The organism is Bartonella sp. MU37NMGALS (assembly GCF_042194015.1).
Classification (GTDB): domain Bacteria; phylum Pseudomonadota; class Alphaproteobacteria; order Rhizobiales; family Rhizobiaceae; genus Bartonella; species Bartonella grahamii.
Window position 1 is genome coordinate 1 of record NZ_JBHIML010000015.1, and the last position, 26285, is coordinate 26285.

Here is a 26285-nt window from a genome sequence, read left to right on the forward strand (position 1 = left end):
ACTCACTGCACCCATAGTACTTTTCCATGAATACCCTGTGTCATCTGCAGCTCTTTTAAAATAAGGAGAAAAACCAGAAATACCAGCAGCAACATCAGCTACAGAATTGCTTCCTAGAGCAACACCCCCTACCACTTTCATCTGCGTTTTGAAGCCTAAAGCTGTACCGGACTCCTCCTCCACCCGTACAAAACGACCAACAGCAACCGCGTCATTCTTTAGTGACACTATATCTGCACCAACAGCAACGGATCCACCTCTATGGATCTCAGATTTAGAACCTATGATAACAGATGCCGCTAGCTTTTTATCTCCTTCAGCTAATACCGCCTTCGCTTTATAACCAAGAACAACACTGTCCGTGGTTTTCGCATCAACGCCTTCACCAAAAATGACATTACTTTCCGATACATCACGCTGTACTTTTCCACTACGTATCATGCTTTCTATAGGATCTTTTCGCGAAAAATCAGATGCATCAATAGTCACTGTATCCTGTCCACTTTGAGTGAAAGATCGAGTTACAGAGCTACTGTCCATAAAAAACTGTGGATCAACGATAAATTTCTTATATTGGTCTTCTGAACTTAATGTGTTTTTTGATAACTTATCGCCATCGATTTTTAAAGTGTTCGCAATGTAATTATTGTTACCTGCCCCAGTAAGGGTTTTGGTTAAAAAATTTTCGTAACCGCTTAAAGCATTAACTTGTGATGTCAGTGCTGTATTCAACATTCTTATATAATTATTTTTTGTTCCATTGAAAGAACCCAAATTACTTCTAGATTCATCGTAAACAGAGATAACACTTTGTGGGTATATCCTAGGAGTGTTCCTTATGTTTGCAGAAATTTCTTCCCTTGAATCATGATCATTTGAAAGAGCAGGAGAAATACTGGATAAAAGTGCCGCCATTGAAGTCAAAGATAGAACTTTAATCAAAGGAAAACGGGAAAATTTTAAATTGCTTCCTGCTAATTTTGTATATAATTTTTCCATAATGAACTCCCCAATGAAAAAATAACTATAAACACAAAAAAGACACATTTAAACGCTACGAGGCTTTCTAAATTTTTTCTAGGCATATAAAAATTTAGGATCTGATTGATAAAGATAAAGAAGTTGTGTTTTTAGGTTTATGGTTAACGTGTCTTGCTCTTTTATCTTTCCTAAGAAGGCAAATTTGTTGTGGTGGTTGTTTTTTTAACCTTTAAACTTGTTGATTGTTTTTTGCAAGGGGTAGAGTTAGTTTAGTATATTGTTTCTATAACTTCCTCCAGTAGAATTGAAATACATTTTAATATATACTCCGTCTTACTGGAAGGTTTTTTAGATTTAAAAATTAATGCAGAAAATAATGAACTTATATTTATGAAAAAACTCATTGTATTATTTTGAAATAAGAAGTTCACTTTGTTGAAAGTGTAGGTTTTTTATATTTTTTAAACCTGTATTTACCATTATAGCGCTTATCAATTTATATGTTTTTTTACATACGTAAAAACAATTCACCCCTGCCTCATGAGGCAGGAGTGAAAAGGAATTTTTATGTATTTTGTTTTATTATCAGTTCAATGTCATATTGAATCCTGCACCTACACCCCAATGACCTCCAGAAGTTGTTGCAGATATGTTAGAGCGGTATTTTCCATTTTCTGAGGTGTAACCTGCACCAAAGGCAAATGCAGATTGACTACGCCATAAACCAGTACCAAATCCAACGCTTAATTTTCCAGGTGTATCATTGTAGCGTAAGTTAGACACCGCAAGACCAATAGCCGCTGCTTGTCTTGCCTCTTTTTTCACACTCTCAATACTGTAATTTAAAACATTAAACTTCATATCTGTATATTGGTTAGCCTGATCAACAGCTTCATCAATAGCATCAATCCTGATATTATTTATCCGTTGATCTGTGTAGTGCTTCGATTCATCGAGAACAATTTTCATCTGTTCTTGGGTATAGTCATGGAGCTGACCACCATTTACAGCTTCTTTCGACCCTTTTTCAATTTTACCATCAGCTACATTATCAATCATAACAGGTTCACCAGGATCACCACCCGCTAATGTGATTTTATTGGTTTTTTTGCCGTTTTCATCTCTGTCATAACGAACAGCGTCCTCAGCAATATCATTAACTTTGTTTTCAATATTGAAAACCGTTTCACCAATATCCGTAACCGTAGTGGAAATATTGTCGACTCTGTTGGTAAGATGCTTAACATCTTTTTCAACACCCGTGACACGTTCATTGGTTTCCCAAAGTTGTCCACCATTAACCGCATCTTTCGAACCTTTTTGAATTTTACCATCAGCTACATTGATAATCTTACTCGGCTTACCATCATGATTAGCATCATAGGCTTTTTCTTTATCATTCCACTTTAAAGCATCTGAACCGACCTTGTTGATGACATCATCAATACGATTATTAATACTTGACATCCCATTATTAATATCACCAAAAGCATCAGCGACATTATGGTGCTCTTTCTCAACAGTCGTACCATCAGCATTGACTTGAACAATCTTAAAAGTAGGATCTGTCCATTTGCCATTCTCATATTTGGCACCGCCACCGAAATAATTAGCAAGTTGATTGCTCATGAGATAAAGCTGGTTACCCGTAATAGCATCCGTTGAACCTTTAGTAATTTCACCATCCAAAAGATACTTCAATTTGCTCTTTGTCTTCTGACCATCTTTTTCATGAAGTGCAACAAACGCCTGTTCTTCATCATCCCACAACAGAGCATCTTTAGAAATCTTTCCTATGCTTTTATCAAGTTGGTCTTTGTTAACAGCTTCATCACCTTTCTCTGCTGCCTTAACACCAGAAATGGAACGTGCTACCTTACCAACACCTGCAATATTAATCTCAGTACCAGCGGTATCCTTACCAATAGTGATAACACCTGAAACTCCTTCCTCTTGTTGGACAAGATTATTTGCTTTCATTTCAATAATCTTATTATCAAGATTCGTAATAGAAACATTCACACCAGTAAACGCATCTGTAACATTATCATATGTCTCACCCTGAATAAGGAATGTTGGTTCTATACCTGCAAGTACATCTGTACTGCCACCAAAATACTTTGATGTATTTTGAACAACTGTTTTGAGATCATTGGTAATAGTAGTAACATTTTCATTTGTTTTAAAGAGCTGTGAACCATTTACTGCTTCCGTTGATGTTTGAGAAAGTGTTCCATCTTCCACACCATCAAGGATCCTTTTTTGATTATCTTTATTTACAATGCTGATTCTAGTACCATCTGTTTCCTTACCAACGGTAATAAGACCTTCAGAACCTCCTTCTTGCTTCACAAGGCTATTTTCTGTCACATTATTAATCTGATTATAAATATCTGTGATAGAATTATCGACACCTTCAAAAGCATCAGCAACATTATGATGCTTCTTCTCAACAATAGTGCCATCCTCATTACGCTGAGAGACTATGAAAGTAGGCTCTATCCACTCTCCATCCTCATAACTAGCGCCACCGCCAAAATAATTTGCAATCGTATCGCCCATCGCATAAAGTTGGGAACCATTTATTGCATCTGTTGACTCTTCTGAAATATCACCATTCAAAAGGTCGGTAATCTTACTATCTGTTTTACGTCCATCTTTTCCATGACGTGCAGCAAATGCTTGTTTACCATCATCCCAAAGTAAAGCATCTTGAGAGAACTTATCAAATTTATTGTCTATATATTGTATATGTTTATTGACATTTTTGATATTGACATCAATTCCTTCAAGAGCCTCACCAACATTGTCAAAAGTCTTCTGAACGACATTACCATCTGTAGAAACAGTAGATAAGTTATATCTTGGACCTGAAAAAACCCCGTTATTAAATTCTGTACCGCCGCCAAAAAATTCTGCAATATCTCCAGATATCTGATTAATCTGGCTACCATTTATTGCTTCTGTTGAATTTTCTGAAATCTTTCCATTTTTCACACCCGCAATAGTTCGCTCTCCCTCAGTACCTGCGATATCGATTTTTATACCGCCTTTTTCTTTACCAATGGTAATAAGCTTCTGATCTTCATCCCATTTAACAAGACTATTTTCAGTTGCATTATTAATCTGACTATAAATATCTGTGATAGAGCTATCGACAGCAGCGAAAGCATCAGTTACGTTGTCATGTTTGGTTTTCTGAACCGTAAAAGTTGGTTTAATACCATTAAGTACATCTGTCTCCTCACCACCAAAAAAATCCACTATATTAGTAATATAACTAAACAACTGATGGCCATTTATTGCTTCTGTTGAATCGAAACTGACTTTTCCAACTGCAACACCAGAAATAATTCGATTTCTGTCATCATGATTTGCAACATTGATTTCGATGCCATCTTTTTGCGCACCAATGGTAATAACCTTCTCCCTCTCATCCCATCGAACAAGACCATTGCCAGCTACCTGGTCTTTTATTTCGTTCAATTGTGCAAAATTTACCGCATCGGTATCTTCAGTTCCCTTTGCCACTTTTGTAATCTTTTGATTGCCAGCACTAATACCATTAACAGTTATGCTTGGCCCATTACCATCAGTAAACATAAAGCCATTATCACTCATAATGCTTCTGCCTGTAGTGATACTCGTCAATTTAAGATTATCATTTAAAGAAAAAGTGACTTTATTATTGGCTTTTTCAATATTGATATTTTTGCTTCCGTCCCCACTCGCAGCCGCAACAAGATCTACTGTACTCCCAGCTTTAACGTCTGTAGCATTGTTACCATCAACAGAAAGTTTCCAACCGTTTTCTGCAAGTGTTTGTACATCTTTCAACTGTTTATAATTTACAGCATCGGTATCGTCTTCCCCTGCCGCTACTCCTTTAATCGTTTTATCACCAGCATGAATGCCATTAACAGTTATGCTCGGCCCAGTACCATCAGTAAACATAAAGCCAGCAGCACTCATAATGCTTTCTCCTGCTGTGACAGTCATTACTTTAATATCATCAGCTAGATCAAACGTGACATTGTGGTCATTATCTTTTGTAATCTTGATATTTTTTGTACCTTTATTGTCAGCTGACTGAAAATTTACTGTACCGTTTGGGCCAATAGCCGTAGCATCTCCACCGTTAACAGAAAGCTGCCAACTCGTTTTGGTTGCTTTTTCTATAGCTTTTAGCTGTTTATAATTTACTGCATCGGTATCTTCAGTCCCCTCTGCTACGTTTATAATCTTTTGATTTCCCGCATCAATACCATTAATAGTCATGCTTGGACCATTATCATTAATAAAAAAGCCATCCACAGTCATGCTTGGACCATCATTACCATTAACAAAAAAGCCATCATCACTCATCGTGCTTCGGCCTGTGGTGACTTGCGTCAATTTAAGATGATCACTCAAAGTAAATTCAATTTTATGCTTATTATCTTCATTATTTTTTGCAATCTTTAAGTTGTCTTTTCCTTCTTCTTTTTCACTTTTCACTGAAAAATCCACGGTATTGCCTGCTTTAACCTCTGTAGGATCTTTATCATTAGCAGAAATCTGCCAAGTACCTCCCCCTGCTATAACATCTCTCATAGCTTTTAATTGCGCCACATTCACTGCATCAGTGTCATTACTCCCTGCTGCAACATTTGTAATCTGTCGCGTTAAATTCTGGTTAGTATTACCAACACTAAAATCACCTGCAGTGCTTTTCCATGCAAAATCACTCTTTGTTGTTGTAGTATTTGTTACAGGATCATACCCAAAAACTTTCCCATCAACACGAGAGACAGATCCTCCCCCCACAGCAACACCATCTACAACACGCACTTGTGCATTTATACCAATTGCAACTGAATGAGCTGTCTCAGCATAGGTATGAGTACCTATGGCAATCGAATTTTTACCCTTTGCTATTACTTTTCTTTCCTCCCCGTTGTCAGCAGGTTCCCCACCACCTATTGCAATAGAACCAAGAGCTTGAGCTTCAGCCTTCGTGCCTATAGCAACCGCGTACTCGTCAGTTGCTTTGGTCTTTAATCCTAATGCAATACTATCGTAACCAGATGCAGATGCCACCTTACCAATAGCAACACTATTTATACCGCTCGCTGTTGCATCTGAACCAAACGCAATCGCATCGTCCAACGTAGCTTGGGAACGCACACCTATAGAAATGCTATTTTTACCGGAAGCAGTTGCAAGCCCTCCAATAGCAACTGCAGAAAGCCCTGATGCCCCTGAATCAACACCTATAGCAACACTTGCTATACCACTTGCAAGTGCAGAAACACCAAAGGCTTGCGCTCCTCCAGCCTTCGCCGTTGCACCTGCACCAAATACGGTTGAATAATTCCCCGTTGCTGCAGATCCACAGCCAGTAGCAAAAGAATAAACACCATAAGCCTCAGGCATAGCATTGAGAGTCCCTCCAGAGCCGGATGGTCCCATATAAGTAGCATTGTTGGTCAGAGTCCCATCACCCTGCCAAACAACCTTTTCAGTGGTCGCGCCATAAGCATTACGACCGTTTTCCCCAGTGTAACCATTGATAAATCTATTATATTGTTCTTGTGCTGTTATTCGTTGACTATCACCGACTCCCTGTTGTTGCTTGCCACCACGTCCAATAACATTGTCTACACCACAGTAGTCATCATCACCAGACAAAACAATACTCCCATGACTACCGTATGCATAAGAAACACCGGTACCAGGTGTACTTTGACTGGTCCCTCCTACTATTGCAAGATTAGCAGAAAAAACAGGCGAAACACCTGATAAGAGTGTGGCCATTGCCGCGCTGAGCGAGACAACTTTAATTAAATTTGGTGTGGAATATTTTTTTTTCATAAGAGCCTCCTCCAACAGAGTTCAACATCATCACAACGCGTGAAAACACACATGGCAAACCCCTTAGTTTGCACACTTCAAAAACCAATAAATTAAGATACAACCCTCCCATCGACACCGCTATTTATTACGGCATCGCCCTAAAATTCTTGTAACAACATCGAATCTAGAAAAGTCCCCAACCCTTTCAGCTAGAGGGATTCAAGCTAAAAAATAAATAAAAACACAAGACTTTGAAAATCTAACGTAATCTCCATTCAAAAACACTGCGATTTATCTCTTAACAAAAATAGTTTCACTAAAGAGCAATTCTACTTTTTAGATAAAGCGCCTCAGTGGAATGGCAAGAGTATAAAAATAATTTTTTATAAATTTGTCAAAATACTTCTCAATAAATTAGCTGTTCTTATAGGCACAAACTTATAATTTTTTTAACTTATAGCATAATGTAATAGATGACGACTATCATAATGACCTCACTCTTTTCTGCGAGGTAAGCTGTTGCAATATATGATACATATATTTGAAAGCAATCTGTCTTAATATAATGATGCACGCTCTGTAAAAAATTTTAACGTGCTCATCTCATCATCTTCATAAAAAGACAAAAGCGCACCTATAAATAGTCTTTCGTTCTTCTCTCTTAGTTCATCTCTCTCATATGTCTGTTACTCTTCTATAGGAACAAAACATTGTCATTGTATTTTCACTGTTGTATAAATTTTTTTGTATTACTAACTATAATTCTTTTTATAAGCAGTTTTATCTTTATTAGAGCAACACATTAATTTATAATGGTGGTTTATCATTTTTTTATATTGAATAAGAGACCAAAAAAGTTTTATTTTTTAAAAGGCTGTTTGTTTGTATCTTATGAATTTTCTAGATGTGCTTTTCAGTTTCGATTTTACGCTTTAAATGTAATTTTAAAAGTGGCAAAGTGGCTTCGACTTCTTCCATATCATTGAGGTTTTGAATAAGCTCTTGCAATCTTCCATAAAGCTCTGCTGCTAATTCCGCAACATCTTCAGGAGAAAGATCTATTTTTGCATCATGATAGGTCGTACAAACTAAATGTCCAAGCTTTTTCATCAGCCCAGCAGGTATCGCTTGCGGTTTAAAACCAGCTGCTTTCGCCTTTGCCATATCTGAAAACATATCACCATCGCCCGTTACAAGCCAATTTAAATTGACTTTTAATTTCTGTGATAAAACAGCCAAAAATTCTACATTGGGAAAGGTCGTGCCTCTTTCAGCGTGATCATAAATGGCTTTATTAACACCTAAACGGGTTGCTATTTGATGCCTACTAAATAGCAAACTTTCTCGTATCAAACGTAATCGCTTCGCTTGTTCTGTTTTGGGTTCAATCTCTTTTTTTGCCAAATTACACAATAATACAAATATTGCGTTAACTTAATTCAATATCTGCATTATACCTCTTGTTACTGCCCCTTATGTTGGACAAAGATCTACATACATAACCCCACAAAAACAGATGTTTCAGCATCCGTTTAAGCAGGAGCGAAAATTACGACAATTACACCAAAAATGCAATCGCCGTGGTATTTTACTGAACTGCGCTCCTGTAATATAACCTTGGAAAAACTCAAGCCTATCAGAGGCTATTTTCCAGAGTCAAAAACATTTGGACACAGCCCAATGAAAAAGCTAAATGCGCCACTGCCAACCCTATCAGTTTGCACGCCAAGCAAATTCTTGCCAACTGCTTTCTCAAAAGTCACAGTCATATTCTTTCAGAAGCAGAAAGCCCAACACAGGTTCTCTCGCTCAACAACCTAGTAAACCTGCTTAAATCTCTTTGCAAGAATCTATAAATACACTTCCCAAAGCTTTTACATTACAACATAAGGTAAAAAGTTTATCAATGTCTAAAAATCAATATAAAATAGGCAAAATAATTGGTATTCTACAAAAAATGAGATCATCACTCGTTATTAAAAAGCTAGACGTTTACAAACCATGTTTGCTTATTTTATATATTAATGGCACTAATTTAGCTGTAATTGGCAATAGAGATTTCAGGGTGTTTGGTTTATCGTCAGAATACTCCTCCTCTACGCACATTAAAAACCTTTTAGCAATGTATTTTAAATGCTATAAGTTTTATAGTAAACACATTGTCATCCATATTTACAATTGGGCGCTTCAAAATCTTGAAGTAATAAAATCTTTAATAGGCATTGATTTAAAAGCGCGTATTTTGCAGAAAATTGACAAAACCATGAGGTTCGTATACATGGCAATTCTAAGTGATGATAGTGGAGTGATACTTAAAAAGCTGCATGGAAACCCGCAACGTTGAGGAATTAAGCATGACCTCTTTATGCGATAAAGAATTATCTGATACACTGGTTGGTCTTTATGACGATTATCAACGCGGTTTCGACATTGGAGAAGAGCTTAAATTGTGTGTGGATTTGGCGTTATCTCTTGAATTGGAACTCAGTATTCACCGTTTAAGTGAAACGGATGCTGTTTTAAAAAAAGAGATTGTGCAAACCTTGAATCGTCGTAGAAATACCCATTCCAATGAAGATGAAATTGATACAATTTTTCATATGGATTTTGAAAAACAAAAATAATGCAACACTCTCCCCGTATGATACGATACTATCTCATCGCTTTATTTTCTACTGCGCTTAAACAAAAAACTTTCAAGAAGATTTAAAGTGTTGCGTTTTCGTCTTCTTAACAACAGTGAGATGAGTTAAAAAAACGCATCAATTCTTTTGGTCATTATCAAAAAATAGAGAGTATCCTCTAGCATGCATTAATTTATGCTTTATTCATTAAGCGCCAACTTTTATATTTTTTCATTCCCCTTTAAAAGCAAAATATGCAATATGCTGCAGCGTAAATGTTTATAAAATAGCGTATATTGACCACACTTAAACGTAATTTATTGTTTTTCATGTCTATAAAACAGCACTATGAGTATTCCAACAAACGCAACAATGCTTTGAAAAAAATATATCGATTGAGGTGATATGCTACTGTTATCACTTGCCATAGTGAGGTAGACTCCGAGGATCAAGCATCCAGAGATACCATTAAAACTTGCCTGCAATCTTCCTTGGTATTCAGGATTACAAGAGAGTTGTGATAAAGAAATCGAAAGAGCCCAACTCGAAAGTCCGAATCCAATCATAAAGTAGACAGGAAAAACAATAAAATTGTGTGTATTAACAGATAGAATAGCGAGACCAATAGCTATAAAAGCTAATAAAATGGCTAATGTTTTCCTTATGGATAAAACTTTACAAAGAAATGGTGAAACAAACGCACCAGTCAATATGCCCATAGAATAAAGCACCTCAAATATTGCAAAGGTCCTGCTATCCGCATGCAAAACCTCTTGTATATAAGGAACGAGAATAACAGGAATGGTCATCAAAAGAGTCATAATAATCATCTGGCTTACATAAGGTACAAAAAGAGCCGGATTCTGTTTAAAATAATGAAGGGATGCTGTATAATTTTCCCACCAATTTTGCTGGTTTTGATTTTTAGATCTTCGATTTTTAGGCACCTTCATTGCAAAATTAAATAAACCAGCAATAATAAAGAATATACCACCTATTAGAAGAGTTCCTTTTGTTCCTGCATAGAACAGTATCAATCCACTTAAGCCCATACCTGCGATAGTGCCAAGTTCATAAACCATATCGATGGTCGCATTTGCATTAATGAGCTGTTCCTTCAGCACAATGCTTTGAATTAAAGAAATAGCTGATGGCATATAAAAAGAGATAAAAATACCCAAAAAAGCAGATAAGATCATCAATTCAATTTCTATACCAAAATGCCAAAGCATTACCCAGCCCACGATTACCAAACCTCTCACAAGATTTGAAATAATAATCTGCGTTTTGCGATTATATTTATCTGCCAATATGCCCCAAATAGGTGCAAAAATAATGCTAGGCGTCCAAAGAAAAAGCATCATCAACGCTACACCACGGATTGAACTCGTCTGATTATAAGCAAGCCATGACAATGCAATATAATTTAGTCCGTTTCCAAATGTAGCAAATAAGCCACTCAACGTAAAATAAAGAAAAGTTCTATTTTTAAATAAAGCAATGCGTTCCTTCAAATTTGAAGTGAACATAAATTATCCTCTAAAATAAATACCAGTCGATATGCATGATACATCCTGTTTAAAACATGCATTCTTACAATTTCGATCTTAGATCATTAAATTTAAGAAAGCAAAATTCCTTTTTAGGCTTTTAAAATCTTTGTGCTGTGGTATGATTAATTCTTCTATGAAACCAAAAATTTATGAACAAAAATACAATAAAATTAATACTTTATGTGCATTTTGTTCAAAAGCTTCACCTTTATACATATGTGAAACAATTTTATGATATGGAAGCTTCACACACATCATTGTCCTTATTATTCCGTGCACAAAAATATGCTCATGTATATCCCCCCATGTCGTTCTTCTATCACCACGCTTCGTCTCTAAAAGAATAAACATACTATTATTCTCACGATAAATATTGATAATTTTCTACTCCTCTTCTCTAAATCTTTTAAAACAAGCCCATTCCTGTTAGTTTTCCAATTTAAATATATAACGTGATATTTTTCCTGAGTAGTTAAATTATTGCAATCATATCTCTAAAGTTTCAGATTTAGAGTATGAATACATAAAGAAGCATCTATCGTGGATAAATTGATTAACAAATGATGTTATTCATAATCAAAAACAAACTTCATCTATATGATGTCGTATTTGATGATGAATTAAAGAAACAGAAGAAGTTCCATCAAGTGTTATAAACCGCTCATCTATTTCTGATAAAACTTGGTATACTTCATAAACTTTTTCAATAAAAGAGAGTTTTTCTTCGTATTTTAAGTTTAAACCATCCCTTTTCTGCAACCGCTCCAGTATAGTAGTGGGCGGTAAATGAAGATAAAATGTAATATGAGGTCTTGGAATAGATTGATTTAACTTAACTACACTTTAACAGAAAGCTCTCGAGCATAAAAATAAGCAAGACTAGAATAAACATATCGATCGCTAATTAATAAATTTTGCGATGAAGCTAAGGAAGGTTCAATAATTTCAAGCGTATGTTTGCATCTATCTGTCGCTGATAAGAGTGCTAAAAGCAACGGATCAATTGCTTTTCCATTATCTAAGTAATCTCTAATTTCTGGATTATTTCTATACCAATAACTGGGTTGAAAAGTTTGTATTATATGTTTTTCTGTTGAGTAATGGCGAGCAATTTCTTTTGTTTGTGTTGTCTTTCCACTCCCATCAAACCCGCATAAGACAATAAAAGAACCAGAAAATTTCTTTGGAGACCACATGGAATTATAAACTTTTTTATCAAGATACATTTTGTCTATATACTTTCCATAAGTTAAATTGTTTTATGTCTAAAATCTCTTAATGTTTAATAAGGTGTTTTTTTACTCGTCTCTAAACAGAAACACACAATACTCCCGCATTTGTATAACTTATTAACTTTATGATAAATGGCGGTATATAGACTTAGTTTTAAGATGAGGTTATATGTTAGACAGCTTAAAATGAGATTAAGCATTTGTAAAAAAATATATTTTTTACTCACACTACATACCCTGCCATTTCTTAACGAATTCTAGTAGAGTTTCTGAGGATTACTCCTATAGCGTCGTGTAAGTGTATAGAAATGAGTTCGATCTCAGTATATTATTGTCCCTTAAGAGCTGCTACTAGATTGCGCTCCATAGGAAGCTAATGAAATCAATTCTATCTTTTCTCAAACCGCTGCCCACGCCATAAGCATTTGATATCCGATTCCGTTAAAAAGCAGCAGAGCAATTCTCAGAAAACATCGCTGAGATATTGAAATATGTCTTGCAAAAGCGTTTAAATCAAATGTTTCACTATATTTTAATATATTCATAAACTGAAACTAAGAATATTATAATAAGACCTCAAACAACGATGCCCAAATCGGTCGTAACAAAGCCTCCTAAAACTGAACCAATAATACCTCTCTCTGAAAAAGACTACCATGTAAAGGTTTTAATACAATACCTTAGCGCTAATGCCATAAATGTTTCTGATAGATAACGAAGTTTATTGTCACAACAACATCTAACAACGGTCAATAGAAAAACCTCAACCTTGAGTATAAACAAAATCAACTTGAAAGCGCAAAATATATCTCTAGGACATAGTTATGTTCGTTATCTGGCTTTCCCCTTATTGGCAAGCCCCCTGCCAAGAAACACAGTGAAAATACCAGCCTCCATCGCTACTCATTCTCATGAAAATAAGCTATCACTACCATAAACACCAGCGTTTAATTTTTCCCGATCAAAAAACTTGACATGCCCAGTAATATGTGTGTGTATTCATCATTCGTAAAAATGTGTGCTGATTTATAATACTGCGTGTTTTAAGAGATTCCGAAATGGGGGATGATGTGCACAAACAACAGATGTTTCGGTTTTATGGGCTTGTTGTCCTGCTCTATCTCTCTGATATGGTTCTATTCTTAAGTAATCTTTGGAATGCTTATCGCATAACATCCTCATCGGTTTTCTTGGGCGTAACCATGGCTTTGGGCACCTTTATACCCTATCTTTTGAAAAAAAGCGGACTTGTGCACATTAAAGCCTCACTGCGGTTGGTCGATTTATACAAAAGGCGGATCATTATCTATAGCCTTCTTTTATTGATTGCACTTTTCCATTACGCTGATTCCCCCTTTGGTTTTATCGCTGTCTCTATCTCTATCGGCTATCTCTCTTTGATTACCTTAAGCACACTCGAGACTTATAATACTAAACTAGCACTTAGTGGTTATATTAGCGCCCAAAAGGCTTCCCGCATTATGCAAACAGTGGTGCAAATTGGCGCCTTTTTGGGAGCAGCATTGAGTGGTTATCTCTTAGAAGCAACCAGCCCACGAGGGGCAGCCGCTGAAATTGGCTATAATGGTTTGATTGTGGCACTTTGTGTGTTTGACATCATTATAAGCCTTATAGCCGGATATATCATCTTTTGCGATGAATATAACGCTACAGATACCACAGCACCTGCAACCGATAAGAAGACAGCACCTACACCGCAAGCGGATAGACTCTCCCGTGAGCTTAAACTTTTGTGCGTCTGCATAGGACTTATTGGCTTTCATATTTGCGCTTACAATACGCTGGCAACCATTCTTTTTCAGAGTGTGAAAAATTTTGGCTCTGAATATTATGGGCTTTGCAGTGCCGTTGCGAGCGTGGACGCTTTTTTGGCTGCTTTTATCAAAATCCCTCTCTTTGAATTTATTCTCCCAGCCCTTATGTTGAGCGTGGCTGATCTTATTTTTAGCACCACACAATCGCCCTATTTGGCTGTGGTCTTTTGCTTTTTTATTGGCTTTTCAATGAATACCATGTGAATTAATGCCCGCAAACATACGATTGAAGCGACTAAAACAGAGGCTCAAGCAGAGCTGGTGGGAAAGCTATAGCGGCATGCTTTATACTCTCTCCCAATCGGCAGGTTATGTTATCCTTGGTCTTCTTACAAGCTCTGCCTTTATGGGTCCTCAAGCAGCTGTTTATCTTCTCCCCTTATAGGGCTAATAATCTTTATTTATATTCTTTTCCTTTTATTGCAGCGGAACAAAGTATGAGAAAACCTATTCTTATTGTCGACCCTTTCTCCACGGGAGCCCTCTACGCCCCTGCTTTGCAAAAATTAGGCTATGCTTGTTATGGTGTTGTCTCTCAACAAACTCCTTTTTCACACTATATGCTTTCTTATCAGGGAGAGGGCATGGCAGAAGCGAAACTTCATAATGTAGATGAGATAAAGACATGCTTTCCTATCGGCGCGATAGAGTCCGTGGTGGCAGGCGCCGAGGTAAGTATTTATTGTGCAAATCAATTGGCGGCTTATTATAATTGCCCTGGGAATAATCCCTCAACCACCGATTGGCGACGGAAAAAGGCAGCAATGCAAAAGCGCCTTTGTGAAAATGGTTTATCTTACATCCGATCAAAAATTCTTACAAAAGACAATTGTACTCTCGATGGTTTTGAAAGTCCCAGCGGCTATGTGATAAAGCCGAATGATTCTGCTGGGAGTGATGGCGTTTTGTTTTTCTCCAGCCGTGAGGAAGTGGCGGCATGGTCCTCTAGAATTGACTGGACGCAAAAAAATATTTTTGGTGCACCTAACGAGACTTATTTACTCCAAGAAAGATTGGAGGGAGAGGCTATAAAAATATGTAGTTTATCACGATATAAAAAAAGGTATTCATAATGAAAGTGCCTTTGTTTATGAATCGCTCGATGTACTTGATGCTCAAGATCCCTCTTATCTCTTATGCAAAACAATGCATTCGCGCGCTGGGGATTGAATATGGGCCCGCGCATATGGAAATCATGCAAACAGCTCGTGGTCCAGTGATGATCGAAGTAGGAGCCCGCCTCCACGGAGGAATTGCACCCACTTTATTCGCGCATTGCTATGACGATGATTTACTTGAAAGCTCCGTTAACCTTATTGCAGGCGTGTTTTCGCAAACACCAAGTTGCTTTAAGAAAAAAGGGCGTATTATCTTTCTTATCAACGAGATTGACGGTCATATTATAAAAGATGTTAACGTATGGCGGCAAAAGCTTCATTCTTGGGAAAATGTGGTTCATTTTATGCTCTTTTTTAAAGAGAACGAGCCCCTCCCCCTAACCACCGATTTAAATACCTGCCCAGCTATTATAGCAATTTGGGGACACAGTGATGATGAATTATCAGCTTTGGAAAGGATCATCCGTAGCAATTTCTTATAAAATACAACAATTGGGAAGAAAACATGGATTCCGCATCGTAAATAATTGAAAATATAGATAAATATTAAAATTGGAAGCAGGTCGTTTTTAAAGAACTCGATGCAACCACGAATAACACAATTCGACTTTTTCCCTGCTTATTCAGTATAAATGGATACTCAAAAAATATGCTTGGATTTGGATTCTACAATAAGTTGACCGCAAAAAATATGATGGAAGACCTGATAAATTATTGCGATAACTATAAAAATTTTGGAAAGAACACATCTTTTGTTGCATTCGAGAAGCCTGCCCTCGTACAAAGTATCAAAGTTTATAGAGAAAAATTCTGGTCTATACTTAAAGATTTGCGAACTCTTGATGACCAAGAATGGCCTAAGCATATACCAAAAAATATGGATAATCCTCTATGGGAGTTCTGCTTTCATGGCGAGCCTATGTTTATAGTTTGCAATACCCCATCCCATATAAACAGAATAAGTAGGAGAAGTTCTACATTTATGTTAACTTTCCAGCCTAGGTGGGTTTTTCCTGATCTGCTGGATACAGAACAAAAAGCAAAAAATGCATTCTCCGCTGTAACAAAAAGACTTGAACCTTTTGATATTATAACAAAATCTCCTTTTTTAGGAAAATATGGCGAACCCCAAAATAGAGAATGGACGCAATCTTTCTTGCAAGATAATAATATTAAATCCCCGCCCTACCCATATCATATAATGGAGCACGATAATGACTAAATTTTCTAAAATTAAATTAAATAAAAATATCTATGATATATTCAAAATGATGCTTCCAGAGCAAGGATCAATAGAGGTACAAAGAGATTTTCCAAAAAAAATACACGATTGGCATATTCACCAGGTCGATGAAACTCTCTTAATTATAGAAGGAGGGTTAGAATTTTTCTATAGCAAAAAACGTATAACCTGTACACTAGGAGATATTATACATCTACCTGCCAATACAAGACACAAATCAATTGCAGCAGACGCAGGATGCATATATGCGATCTCTACAGAAAATCTCACTATTGGAGATATTAGAGATGGGTAACCGCACGCTCTTTAATGGATTCTTTCTCATACAGGATTTTATTCTTTTACTCCTGCTTCCCATAATGCGCCCATAGATTCTGCGGAAAATAAGGCTCTGAAGTTTACGTCCTCTACCCAAACCAACGTAAAAACTTTTCAGAAACCGCATTTTAGAGCATAAAATAGAACGTTATTCTTTAGGAAAAAAAATGGATCAAGCTTAACCGGTTAAACAACAAGAAAATAATTTTGTTTACAGTTTTATTATCGAGTATTTGCGGATGGATTCTGGTATTATCTCTATCTGGAACTCCCTACAAGCATGAAGCAGAAAAGCTATCAAGCATATTTAGTATACCTAATGACAACTGTTATTACCATGCGTGATGGCTCTAAAATGTAGATGGATTTGAACTTTTAAATAATTTTTTTAACTCTTGCATCACTTTATTTTCCTACTTCTTAAATAATATTCAATAACTTAAGTAAAATAAATATTTTGGTTTTGGTGTGTTTTTAATCTAAAGCATCTGAAGAGAATATATTAAAGAATTAAAATATTTACATGTCGAGATTGAAGCAGCCCTCTTTTACCAAAAGAAGAACTATTATAACATAGGTGAATTTAGCTATTAATCTTTTGTTGCAAACAAGTGGAAAAAAATACTGAATATAGAAAAAATTGCATAAGAACCTTTAACAAAAAGGATTAAAATTTATAGAGAGTTACAAGGTATAAAATAAAATTTGTTCTATCTGCGCTGCAATTTTTTCTGGTTAATTTATTCTACCGATATCATTAAGGCTTTCTTCTAATGACATTGTCTATCATTAGAGGGAGATATGTGATTGTTTTTCGAATTGTGACAGCACACAAATTTCGTGATTTATGTTGCCCATTAGAAAATGTTGGTTCGTTGAGTAAGTTAAAAAAATACATAGAATTCCGTATAATGAAGTGTGTATGTATAAAACTTCTCAGGATGATCGTGTTAATAGCAATGTTTAGGGGTGCCTTTTTTGGAAAGATTGTACAGCAATTACGAGTATCTCTAGGAAGAAAAGCGCTGATTTTTAGAATAGAGAGAAACATTGATCATAACAGTTTATTAGGCTAAACGCAGAATATTTATCCTAATAATTGATAATCGAATTGTAACAGTATAGGTTTTTGATCATCATAAAGAAAAAGGTAGAGAGCATGTTTCTTTTAGTTAAGGAAGAGTGTTGCTCATTTTTCTTTCTAAAAGTAAGCAAATTCAAAGATAATTTTTTTGTTCTTATAGTGGTGATACAATAATTGTCGAAGTCCGTGAAGGGGAGATTCCGATACATTATTACAAAGTTTAATAAAAGCTGAAATACTTAAAAACTCTTTAGTTGCTATAATGATTTAAGAATACCAGATTAGGATCCGAGCAATTCAAGAGCTCAAACCTTTGTGATAATATTGGTTTAGAATTACATCTTGTTCATTCAGACGAGATGAGCCAATTATTATATGTCATAGAACCATATGGGTGGGGAATTTAAAAAAAGCTTATCCAGAATCTGACTTAAAGGTTATTGGAACTTTAGTAGTAAGATTGGCTTTGTCTCATGTTGCTCAAAAATAGCAAACACTCTTGTTTTGTCTAGACTAAATTTAGAAGATCTGCTCACTGAAGTTTTTATAATATTATGAAATGATAAAAATTTTAATATTTCTTCTTGTCCCGTACTTGAAACAGATGCTATTTGTATTTGTTATCCTTTGCACCATTGTTCGAAATATATTTTAGATGGTTGTCATTTGAAATATGTCTTGGAAAATTATTTGGCAAGAGAGCGTACTTATATGTATTGGAAAGTAATTTCCTATTATTTGTCTCAATCTATGGGCGCAACGTTGCCAAGTATAGAATCCATACGGACAGATGACTTGCAAAAAATAAGTACCTACAACGCATTTGAACTAAAATTTTATAAAAAACTGGAATTTAGTACCGAACCATATTCGACAATGGAGAAAATCATAAAATGGCTCGAGTTTTCTGTTTAAGAGTGAGAAAGCTATTGCGTAATTCTGTTTTTCTTATGATTTTGATTGGTTGTTTGACGAGTTTTTGTGCTAGTGGTGTATTATCTATTGGCCTTTCTTTGTTACAATTCCAAGATACAACTGGAAAAGCATCTGCTACTTTAAATGTTGTTAATTTAATCGCAATTGGAATTGCAGGCTTATGTTTGGAAAATGTGTTGGTGCGCTATCAAGGCTTTATAATTGGGTTTTATAGTCAAATTATTTGCGCTTGTTTATTATCGTTCTTATTATTTATAAACAATCCGGTACTTATTTTATTTGTATTTTTTTACTTTCTCTCTTGATGGGGGCTGATAATCCAAATAACAATAGTGCCTTGAAGCAGCTGGTTCCAGCTCCCAAACAAAAAGCTGGAATTTTTGCATTTTATACTAGTTGCTTTCAGTTTTTTGTTATTATATCCCCATTGCTTATATATTTTATAATTGCGCATTTGGGGCACAAAACAGCCATATCAAAAAGCTTATGGAGTTGGTTTTAGGTGCCTTTGGCGGGTTTCTGCGTTGCGTTTTTTAACGATTAATCGTATTTTGAATAATTTTCTCTATACGGGGCCTATTGTTCTATTGCCACTTGTTCTTGCATCTATAACATCAGATAATATAGAATTCACAGCTATTCAAAATTCTATTTTTGCTTTGTCAGCACTGGGGTTTGTAGTCAATGGTCTTATCTCATCCTATTATTTACGGAAATTTCCATCTTTAATTCGTTTTTTTGTATGGGGAACACCGGCTTTTGCAGTGATCGCAATCTCTTTTGTTTTATATTTAAATTTTACTCAATATTCCCTTTATATTATGGTTTTTTTATTAGGTATTGGGCAATTTTATTTTAGGGTATCGGGAATAACAATTGGACAAGCTATCACACCTAGTGAAAATTTAGCCGAGGTGATTTTGGCAGGCGATGCCAGTGTGCGCATCATAACGGCTTTATTCTCTATTATGCTTTTATATGCCGGAATTTTTTTTCATTTTCTACATTATACGTCCTGTGTATATTTATAGGTTTTTGCGCCCCTTTATTTATTTTACACGGACTATCTATTTACATACAAAGCTTAGAAATAAAAGAAAGCCCCGCATGAATGATCTTCAATTATTATATTACGTCAGCCTTTTTTTGATTATTGTATAGATAAAGATTTTGTACAAATATTCATGACATTAATTTTAAATGAGCACATTGCGTGAGAAAAGCTGAGGTGTTCGTTACCCCTCATGTGAATAAACGCATTTAGCCCGTTAATCGGAATTGCAAATAGAACTATGATCACCATTAATTCTGAAACTCTATCAGAAGTTAGTGATAATGGCAAAAATCCTTTAATGATATTTGAAGAGATCGTTTATGCTAGATCAGGTTATCTAAAGATCGAGAAGAGAGGAACTTAGAAATTATAAAATTCATGGAAATTCAACAGCAATTTCTGGGTATACATAATGACAGATACAGATCGGCGCAAACTGGTCAATTGCAAACAATAAAAAACCCTGAGCTTTTTAAGCTATGTCATATCAAGCATATGAAAATTCGTTTTAAATTAATGGCGGAGAGAGAGGGATTCGAACCCTCGATATGGTTTCCCATATACACGCGTTCCAGGCGTGCGCCTTCAACCACTCGGCCACCTCTCCAGAAGTCTCGCACTATACCCAGAAAGAAATAACGTGCAAGCCTAAATTATACATTCAAAGTTCAAAAAACAAATTCATTTATTAAAGTAAGAGCTTATATCTGTTGAATAACAAGTACATCCTTTCTTTTTAAGAAAAAACTTTTTCCGTGGATAGGTTTGTATAATACAATAATGGGAATAAAAAGATTGTCACATCTATCTCATACGGACGGTGTCTATGAATGGTATCAAATCTATTGAATAGCATCATCTTTCCTTAAATAAAAAGTACAAGCCAAGTACCATCACGCTATTTAGCCTCTAATGTTGCAACATCCCTTGCGATTTGAGAGAATGCATAAAAGGCATTTATTCTTTCTTAAAGCGTTTTTATCCACACGCTACTCCTCCCTGTAACGTATAAAAGAATAATGTTTTACAGCACTAACGATCTGATTACTCTGCAAAATGAGCTAGCTCGTTCCCCTTAATGTTCTTTATCAGCTTATATCCTTGCTTAGAGCACGTACAGCTCGTGCAGTTTCACATTGTAATGCTTTTTGTGCTAAAATTTTCATATCTTCAAAACTATGAGTCTGCAAAAACGCCTTTACTGGAGAAATATCGCAAGATATCATAGAAAGCTCATTAATTCCCAACCCTGTCAAAATCATTGCACCAAAAGGATCTCCAGCCATACCACCACATACACTAACCCAACACTTATGTTTTGAAGCTCCCTGTATAGTCTGATAAATCATACGCAAAACTGCTGGATCAAGGCTATCCGCTTCAGACACAAGGTACGGATTTTGCCGATCAACAGCCATTGTATACTGTGTTAGGTCATTGGTTCCAATTGAGAAAAAATCAACATGGGCGCTCAACACATCTGCCATAATGGCGGCTGCTGGAACTTCGATCATAATACCAAGTTTTAATTTTGGTGCATCAATATCATTGCGGATTTCTTCTGCAATCTTTTTTATAGTGACAATCTCTGAAACAGACATTACCATCGGAAACACAATCCATAGATCTCCGCCTTCTTTTGCTGCTCGATACAAAGCACGTAATTGAGGCACCAAAAGATCACGTCGACGTAACAAAAGCCGCGTCCCTCGAACACCTAAAAAAGGATTGTCTTCTTTAGATAAATGTAAATGCGTAACCTGTTTATCCCCACCAATATCGAGTGCACGAATAATTAATGGCTTATCTCCTACAGCTGTAATCATCGCCCGATATATATTAAATTGTAGCTCTTCATCCGGAATATGAGGATTCTCTAAAAACAAAAATTCCGTGCGCATGAGTCCAACACCTTCAGCCCCCAAATCAAGCGCAACAGGAACCTGATTTGCGTAGTTGACATTAGCCATAATACGGATTCTTTGACCATCTGTCGTTTGCGCTGGTAATCTACACGCACTTATTTCACTGACACGTTTTTGCGCAACAGTATCAATATGCCTTTGAGCATCTTCAACGTCTTCAAGCGTAGGATCAAGGTAAATAAACCCGTTATCGCCATCAATAATAGCCTGAATATCAGATTGAATCGCTAAAATATCATCACCTGCAGCAACAACCATTGGAATACCAAGAGTACGCGCCAAAATAGCTGTATGAGATAATGGACCTCCCCATGCTGTTGCTAATCCTTTTACCCTTGTACAATCAAGTTGTGCTACATCAGAAGGAGAAAGGTCATTTGTAACCAGAATTACACCATGTGGAATATCATTTAAAAAGAATGATCTATAGGATGGATTGATTTCACCTAAAACACGTCGACCAACATCAACTAAATTAACAGCACGTGCTGCTAACAAAGGATTATCTACCTTAAAAAACATATCTGAAAATTGACGAACCGCTCTATCCCAAGACCAAGCGACACCATGACCTTCTGCTATAAAACGACAAGCTTGAGCTATTAAATTTTCATCTTCAAGCAAAACAATTTGCGCAGAAAAAATCGCAGCAGAATCTGCTCCCATACGCACTGTAATATCAGAAATCACAGATGCCATTTTATGTTTTGTTTTTGTAAGAGCATTTTCAAGACATGCTGCACCAGCTGCAAAATCAATTGGCTGGTCTACTATGGAAATATCATTTTGTCTTAAAACAAAAATCTTCCCAAATGCTAATCCTGAACTCGCTCCAACACCAGAAATGCCTTTTTGCATAGAGCGTGGATACCAACCATGAAAAGCCTTTGTTTGAGATTCCATTTCTCTCATCAGACATTTTTCACTAATACTCACTTTTTTTGCAATAGCAATGGCATCATTGAGAAGTTGTGCTCCTTCTGCAGCATCTGTAGAAAAAATCAGAACATCACCGTTTTTTGCTCCTAATTGCAATAAACCAACTAAATTTTTCATTTCAACAGCATATTGACCATGGCGAACTCTGATAGAATTTTGAGCCTTTTTCGCAAAATCAACCCAAAGAGAAGCTGGTCGTGCATGGAGACCACTTGGATAATCTAACGTCCATTCCTGACACACCGAAAGGTCACCAATAAAAGCTTTTTCTATCTTCATACCTTGATCAAACAAAGTTGTAACAATTTGCTGTTTGTCCATAGTTGTTGCAAGTACTTCAAGCTGTTTTTTATCAAATAAAAGAGACGTCAATTTTTTACAAATTTCTCTATAACGATCTGGACACGCTGCAATAGCAATAACCAAATGTGCTTTCTTGCCATCCTGCCACGCAACACCAGCAGGAACCTGTATAACAGCAACAGCGTCCTTGATAATTAAATCACGACTTTCAGCCATACCATGAGGAATGGCTATACCATTTCCAAGCCAAGTATTGGTTGTTTCTTCACGTTCGAGCATGCTTGCCAGATAACACTTATCAACCGCACCAACCTGCACAAGCAATTCAGCAGCAGCATAAATTGCATCATTTTTATGATCAAAAGCAGCTGCAAGTTGTACAGATCTTATAGACAAGATTTCACTCTCGGTAAAATCTACATTCACCGCTTCTGCTTTCTCACATCTCATCATGAATTCAAATTGCCTCACATTTGAACACCAATATCTCTGATAAATTCCTTTTCAAAGCTGCATTTCCCAAAATACAAGCTATAAATACCACGACAGCTCTCTTTATATTTTAGGAAATGTAGTTAAGTGAGGTGCTTAAATACCTCAATATAACCGATAATACAATTGGATATTATCATCTAGCGAAGTGCTTAAAAGTATAATAAGCAAGTTTGCCTCTTACTCTTCTACTTTACAAAGACAAAACCCCGATTTTTACAGCACCAATCACCTAAAAAACTATGTTTTAAAAACGCTCTCATTATCCCAAGTTATTCAACATAACTTTTCATTATTCTCCCTACAAGAAAGCATCCTTCCCAATCATCTGTAACTTCAGCTAATATTTTAACTGATTCCTCAAAGTTTATTTAACCTATTATTCCTCTTTATAAATTCATTACATAATTATAAATTTCTCCATGCAACTTATCATCTTTAAAATTCCGTACAGCTCATCCTATGATACGAAATCCTTGATATATAACATTTATATATTTTAAGCTACTCCTTTACTTTAATCAATATCGCAAACACACAATGCCCTCCGTCGCACATTTGCAAAGTACGAACATCACCCAAGCACTATCATCAACTACTAAAATCAAGAAAAACTCTACAAATAAGGTGAATAAAGTAAAAAATGAAAAGCAGTTATTGCCTTAACCCTAGCTCTTATGCTTGTTTGTTTTCAAATAATGTACAATACAATAATAGTGAAATCAGAAAAAATATTCTTGAAAAGCGCTGATTGCAGATTGGTTATTTTTATATCTTTAAACAGCGTCCTCTTCAAAAATATAATTTCACTCTCGATTTACCAAAAACTCCTTAATGCACGTCACTTTCAAAGTAGTTTTGACTGCCATCTTATGGATTTTTTATCCCTATATCCTTTTAAATGAATAGCATCACCTATCCACACCACCACCTAAAAACAGTATGACAACTCATCAATACTACAATGCCAATAAAAAGATCCATCTTTATCAAAATGATTACATAAATAATGCTTTCATTAAATTTCTCATAATTTCCTGAAAACAAACTGCTTCTCTTATAAAGAAATTACTAGACACTTCTTCATGCATAAAAAGAAAGTCTCTCCTCATTATTATTATACAAAAATTTATCAACAAATTCTATCATAATATCAATACGTTCAGTACTAAATACTAACATAACACCGCACAAACTTCTCCCCCCTCATTGAGAAAAGTCATTTCCCCAATTCTACCTTTTTCGTATATCTTCTATATTTATTATAGTACCAAAGCAAAAAGGGAAAGATGAGATTCTATCTTTCCCTTTTAATACTTATAAAACCACAACTACAATTTAATGGAATCCCGTTGATTGCTAGAGAGTGTTACAGATTACTCTGCTGCCTCCACCATAGGAATGACTGAAACATAGGAACGATCACCCACTTTGCGTTGAAAAGAAACCTTTCCATTTGATAACGCAAAAAGCGTATGGTCTTTTCCAATGCCGACATTGTTGCCAGGATGCCAACGTGTACCACGCTGGCGAATAATAATATTTCCAGCAATAACGGTCTCACCACCAAATTTTTTAACGCCCAGACGTTTCGATTCTGAATCGCGACCATTACGCGAGGAACCACCAGCTTTTTTATGTGCCATAGACGCTCTCCTTTAATCTTTCTTACTCTTTGATGCTACAGACGCTTTCTTCTGCGACGCAGTCTTTTTTTCAGCCGTCTTCTCAACAGAAGCAGCATCTTTTGTTTCTTTTGGTGCAGTTGCCTCTTCTTTTATCGGCTTTGCAGCTGCTTTTTTAGGTTTTGAACCACCCATTAAAATTTCTAAAACACGAAGCTTCGTAAATTCTTGACGATGACCACGCGTGCGTTTAGAATTTTGACGACGGCGCTTCTTAAATGCGATAACCTTGCGCCCACGTGCCTGTTCTACAATCTCAGCTGTCACCAATGCATCAGCAACGACAGGGGTACCAATAACCGCATTACCTTCTTGCCCAACCATCAATATGTCATTGAATTCAACAACATCACCCGCATTTCCACTAACTTTTTCAACTTTCACCACTTGATTAGCAACAATGCGGTATTGCTTACCACCAGTTTTAATGACTGCGAACATTTTTTATCCTTCCGTTCACTCCAGCTCTTATTTAATTTCTGCCTTGAAATAAGGGAAAATAGGCTGCTTTTTATCAGTCGTAATAGATTTTAAAGAAGGATAAAACCTTCTTCAACACAAACACGCGCAGATTTCTCCACGCTCATATTCCGTATATATGAAGGAATTTCTATTCTCTGTCAATAAAGTCCCATAAAAAAGAAAAAAAGGTTGTACCAAAAACAATTGAAGGTTATCTACCCCTTATACACTCAAATAGTGCCAATTTTTATTTCACTTTATTATGGAGAGATGGCTGAGTGGTTGAAAGCACCGCACTCGAAATGCGGCATAGGGGCAACTCTATCGGGGGTTCAAATCCCTCTCTCTCCGCCAAAGTTTATAAAGCGATATTATTAAAATGTCTTTAATCGTAGCTTGCCGGTGAATTCTGTATGTTTGTAGCTTGCCAGCGGGTTTTGTATATTTTGCCACTAGGTTTTGTACCAATTTATTTTTTCTCAAAGAGTTTTAAAGGTGTTCTCAAAGGGTCTTCAAATGCTTTTCAAAGGGTATTTAAAGCTCTCTTTAACGCATTTTTCTGCTCCTATTTTTCCAAATCACTAAAGCATGTAAAATCGGATTGAAAGGCAAGGGGAACGATTCCTGTCGGACCATGGCGTTGTTTTGCTATAATAACCTCGGCTT

Annotated in this window: 18 protein-coding genes, 2 tRNA genes and 1 pseudogene; 10 read left to right on the forward strand and 11 right to left on the reverse strand. The window is 36.1% G+C overall.

Annotated elements, in window-relative coordinates; all coding sequences use genetic code 11:
* From ACFIJP_RS07240 to ACFIJP_RS07250, 3 genes and pseudogenes are all read right to left on the reverse strand, one after another.
* Positions 1 to 999 (reverse strand): annotated as a pseudogene (locus tag ACFIJP_RS07240) (hypothetical protein); the annotation flags it as partial.
* A gap of 567 nt (positions 1000 to 1566) precedes the next feature.
* Positions 1567 to 6834, reverse strand: a complete 5268-nt coding sequence (locus ACFIJP_RS07245) for a Vomp family autotransporter (protein ID WP_375626613.1) — start codon at positions 6832 to 6834, stop codon at positions 1567 to 1569.
* A gap of 882 nt (positions 6835 to 7716) precedes the next feature.
* Positions 7717 to 8220 (reverse strand): helix-turn-helix domain-containing protein, encoded by a 504-nt coding sequence (locus ACFIJP_RS07250; protein ID WP_375626614.1) that lies wholly within the window; start codon positions 8218 to 8220, stop codon positions 7717 to 7719.
* A gap of 502 nt (positions 8221 to 8722) precedes the next feature.
* On the opposite strand from ACFIJP_RS07250, the gene ACFIJP_RS07255 reads away from it, so the two are divergent.
* Together ACFIJP_RS07255 and ACFIJP_RS07260 are read left to right on the forward strand one after the other, a co-directional pair.
* Complete coding sequence (locus ACFIJP_RS07255; RefSeq protein ID WP_375626616.1) at positions 8723 to 9160, forward strand: hypothetical protein; 438 nt, start codon at positions 8723 to 8725, stop codon at positions 9158 to 9160.
* Between the two features lie 10 nt (positions 9161 to 9170).
* Positions 9171 to 9440, forward strand: a complete 270-nt coding sequence (locus ACFIJP_RS07260) for a hypothetical protein (RefSeq protein WP_375624694.1) — start codon at positions 9171 to 9173, stop codon at positions 9438 to 9440.
* 317 nt (positions 9441 to 9757) lie between these two features.
* Here the strand turns inward: ACFIJP_RS07260 and ACFIJP_RS07265 are convergent, their stop codons facing one another.
* From ACFIJP_RS07265 to ACFIJP_RS07275, 3 genes are all read right to left on the reverse strand, one after another.
* The gene (locus ACFIJP_RS07265) at positions 9758 to 10969 is read right to left on the reverse strand and encodes an MFS transporter (protein ID WP_375626618.1); all 1212 of its coding nucleotides are present in this window, start codon (positions 10967 to 10969) and stop codon (positions 9758 to 9760) included.
* Positions 10970 to 11569: 600 nt separating this feature from the next.
* Complete coding sequence (locus tag ACFIJP_RS07270) at positions 11570 to 11812, reverse strand: hypothetical protein (protein WP_375626639.1); 243 nt, start codon at positions 11810 to 11812, stop codon at positions 11570 to 11572.
* Between the two features lie 17 nt (positions 11813 to 11829).
* The gene (locus tag ACFIJP_RS07275; RefSeq protein ID WP_375626620.1) at positions 11830 to 12219 is read right to left on the reverse strand and encodes a dTMP kinase; all 390 of its coding nucleotides are present in this window, start codon (positions 12217 to 12219) and stop codon (positions 11830 to 11832) included.
* Between the two features lie 1064 nt (positions 12220 to 13283).
* Between ACFIJP_RS07275 and ACFIJP_RS07280 the strand changes: the two genes are divergently transcribed.
* The 7 genes from ACFIJP_RS07280 (at position 13284) to ACFIJP_RS07310 (ending at position 19790) form a co-directional block, all read left to right on the forward strand.
* Positions 13284 to 14264, forward strand: a complete 981-nt coding sequence (locus ACFIJP_RS07280) for a hypothetical protein (RefSeq protein ID WP_375626622.1) — start codon at positions 13284 to 13286, stop codon at positions 14262 to 14264.
* A 233-nt stretch (positions 14265 to 14497) separates the two neighbouring features.
* Positions 14498 to 15133 carry a hypothetical protein gene (locus ACFIJP_RS07285; protein WP_375626623.1) on the forward strand — a complete coding sequence of 212 codons (636 nt, stop codon included), beginning with the start codon at positions 14498 to 14500 and terminating at the stop codon, positions 15131 to 15133.
* The gene (locus tag ACFIJP_RS07290; protein WP_375626625.1) at positions 15133 to 15660 is read left to right on the forward strand and encodes a hypothetical protein; all 528 of its coding nucleotides are present in this window, start codon (positions 15133 to 15135) and stop codon (positions 15658 to 15660) included. The genes ACFIJP_RS07285 and ACFIJP_RS07290 overlap by 1 nt, the downstream gene beginning before the upstream one ends.
* Before the next feature lie 119 nt (positions 15661 to 15779).
* Positions 15780 to 16400 carry a YqcI/YcgG family protein gene (locus tag ACFIJP_RS07295; protein WP_375626641.1) on the forward strand — a complete coding sequence of 207 codons (621 nt, stop codon included), beginning with the start codon at positions 15780 to 15782 and terminating at the stop codon, positions 16398 to 16400.
* Complete coding sequence (locus ACFIJP_RS07300; RefSeq protein WP_375626627.1) at positions 16393 to 16716, forward strand: cupin domain-containing protein; 324 nt, start codon at positions 16393 to 16395, stop codon at positions 16714 to 16716. The genes ACFIJP_RS07295 and ACFIJP_RS07300 overlap by 8 nt, the downstream gene beginning before the upstream one ends.
* Before the next feature lie 2000 nt (positions 16717 to 18716).
* Positions 18717 to 19064, forward strand: a complete 348-nt coding sequence (locus ACFIJP_RS07305; RefSeq protein ID WP_375626629.1) for a hypothetical protein — start codon at positions 18717 to 18719, stop codon at positions 19062 to 19064.
* 219 nt (positions 19065 to 19283) lie between these two features.
* A complete protein-coding gene (locus tag ACFIJP_RS07310) occupies positions 19284 to 19790 on the forward strand; it encodes a hypothetical protein (protein ID WP_375626631.1) in 507 nt (168 codons plus the stop codon).
* A gap of 540 nt (positions 19791 to 20330) precedes the next feature.
* Here ACFIJP_RS07310 and ACFIJP_RS07315 read toward each other — a convergent pair.
* From ACFIJP_RS07315 to rplU, 4 genes are all read right to left on the reverse strand, one after another.
* Positions 20331 to 20420 (reverse strand) — tRNA-Ser (locus tag ACFIJP_RS07315).
* A 481-nt stretch (positions 20421 to 20901) separates the two neighbouring features.
* The gene (gene ptsP, locus ACFIJP_RS07320; RefSeq protein ID WP_375626633.1) at positions 20902 to 23433 is read right to left on the reverse strand and encodes a phosphoenolpyruvate--protein phosphotransferase; all 2532 of its coding nucleotides are present in this window, start codon (positions 23431 to 23433) and stop codon (positions 20902 to 20904) included.
* A 1415-nt stretch (positions 23434 to 24848) separates the two neighbouring features.
* Entirely contained in the window at positions 24849 to 25118 is a 270-nt protein-coding gene (rpmA, locus tag ACFIJP_RS07325; protein WP_375626635.1) for a 50S ribosomal protein L27, read from the reverse strand.
* 12 nt (positions 25119 to 25130) lie between these two features.
* A complete protein-coding gene (gene rplU / locus ACFIJP_RS07330) occupies positions 25131 to 25598 on the reverse strand; it encodes a 50S ribosomal protein L21 (RefSeq protein ID WP_375626637.1) in 468 nt (155 codons plus the stop codon).
* Between the two features lie 285 nt (positions 25599 to 25883).
* Between rplU and ACFIJP_RS07335 the strand changes: the two genes are divergently transcribed.
* Positions 25884 to 25973: transfer RNA gene (locus ACFIJP_RS07335), tRNA-Ser, on the forward strand.
* Between the two features lie 211 nt (positions 25974 to 26184).
* Here the strand turns inward: ACFIJP_RS07335 and ACFIJP_RS07340 are convergent.
* A partial coding sequence (locus ACFIJP_RS07340) for a DnaB-like helicase C-terminal domain-containing protein (RefSeq protein WP_375626643.1) occupies positions 26185 to 26285 on the reverse strand: 101 nt, incomplete at its 5' end.

Bases quoted from the DNA above. Each gene is read 5' to 3' on its own strand.
- ACFIJP_RS07245 (WP_375626613.1), bottom strand. From the start codon at position 6,834: ATGAAAAAAAAATATTCCACACCAAATTTAATTAAAGTTGTCTCGCTC.
- ACFIJP_RS07255 (WP_375626616.1), top strand. From the start codon at position 8,723: ATGTCTAAAAATCAATATAAAATAGGCAAAATAATTGGTATTCTACAA.
- ACFIJP_RS07260 (WP_375624694.1), top strand. From the start codon at position 9,171: ATGACCTCTTTATGCGATAAAGAATTATCTGATACACTGGTTGGTCTT.
- ACFIJP_RS07265 (WP_375626618.1), bottom strand. From the start codon at position 10,969: ATGTTCACTTCAAATTTGAAGGAACGCATTGCTTTATTTAAAAATAGA.
- ACFIJP_RS07275 (WP_375626620.1), bottom strand. From the start codon at position 12,219: ATGTATCTTGATAAAAAAGTTTATAATTCCATGTGGTCTCCAAAGAAA.
- ACFIJP_RS07280 (WP_375626622.1), top strand. From the start codon at position 13,284: ATGGGGGATGATGTGCACAAACAACAGATGTTTCGGTTTTATGGGCTT.
- ACFIJP_RS07285 (WP_375626623.1), top strand. From the start codon at position 14,498: ATGAGAAAACCTATTCTTATTGTCGACCCTTTCTCCACGGGAGCCCTC.
- ACFIJP_RS07290 (WP_375626625.1), top strand. From the start codon at position 15,133: ATGAAAGTGCCTTTGTTTATGAATCGCTCGATGTACTTGATGCTCAAG.
- ACFIJP_RS07300 (WP_375626627.1), top strand. From the start codon at position 16,393: ATGACTAAATTTTCTAAAATTAAATTAAATAAAAATATCTATGATATA.
- ACFIJP_RS07305 (WP_375626629.1), top strand. From the start codon at position 18,717: ATGGCTCGAGTTTTCTGTTTAAGAGTGAGAAAGCTATTGCGTAATTCT.
- ptsP (WP_375626633.1), bottom strand. From the start codon at position 23,433: ATGATGAGATGTGAGAAAGCAGAAGCGGTGAATGTAGATTTTACCGAG.
- rpmA (WP_375626635.1), bottom strand. From the start codon at position 25,118: ATGGCACATAAAAAAGCTGGTGGTTCCTCGCGTAATGGTCGCGATTCA.
- rplU (WP_375626637.1), bottom strand. From the start codon at position 25,598: ATGTTCGCAGTCATTAAAACTGGTGGTAAGCAATACCGCATTGTTGCT.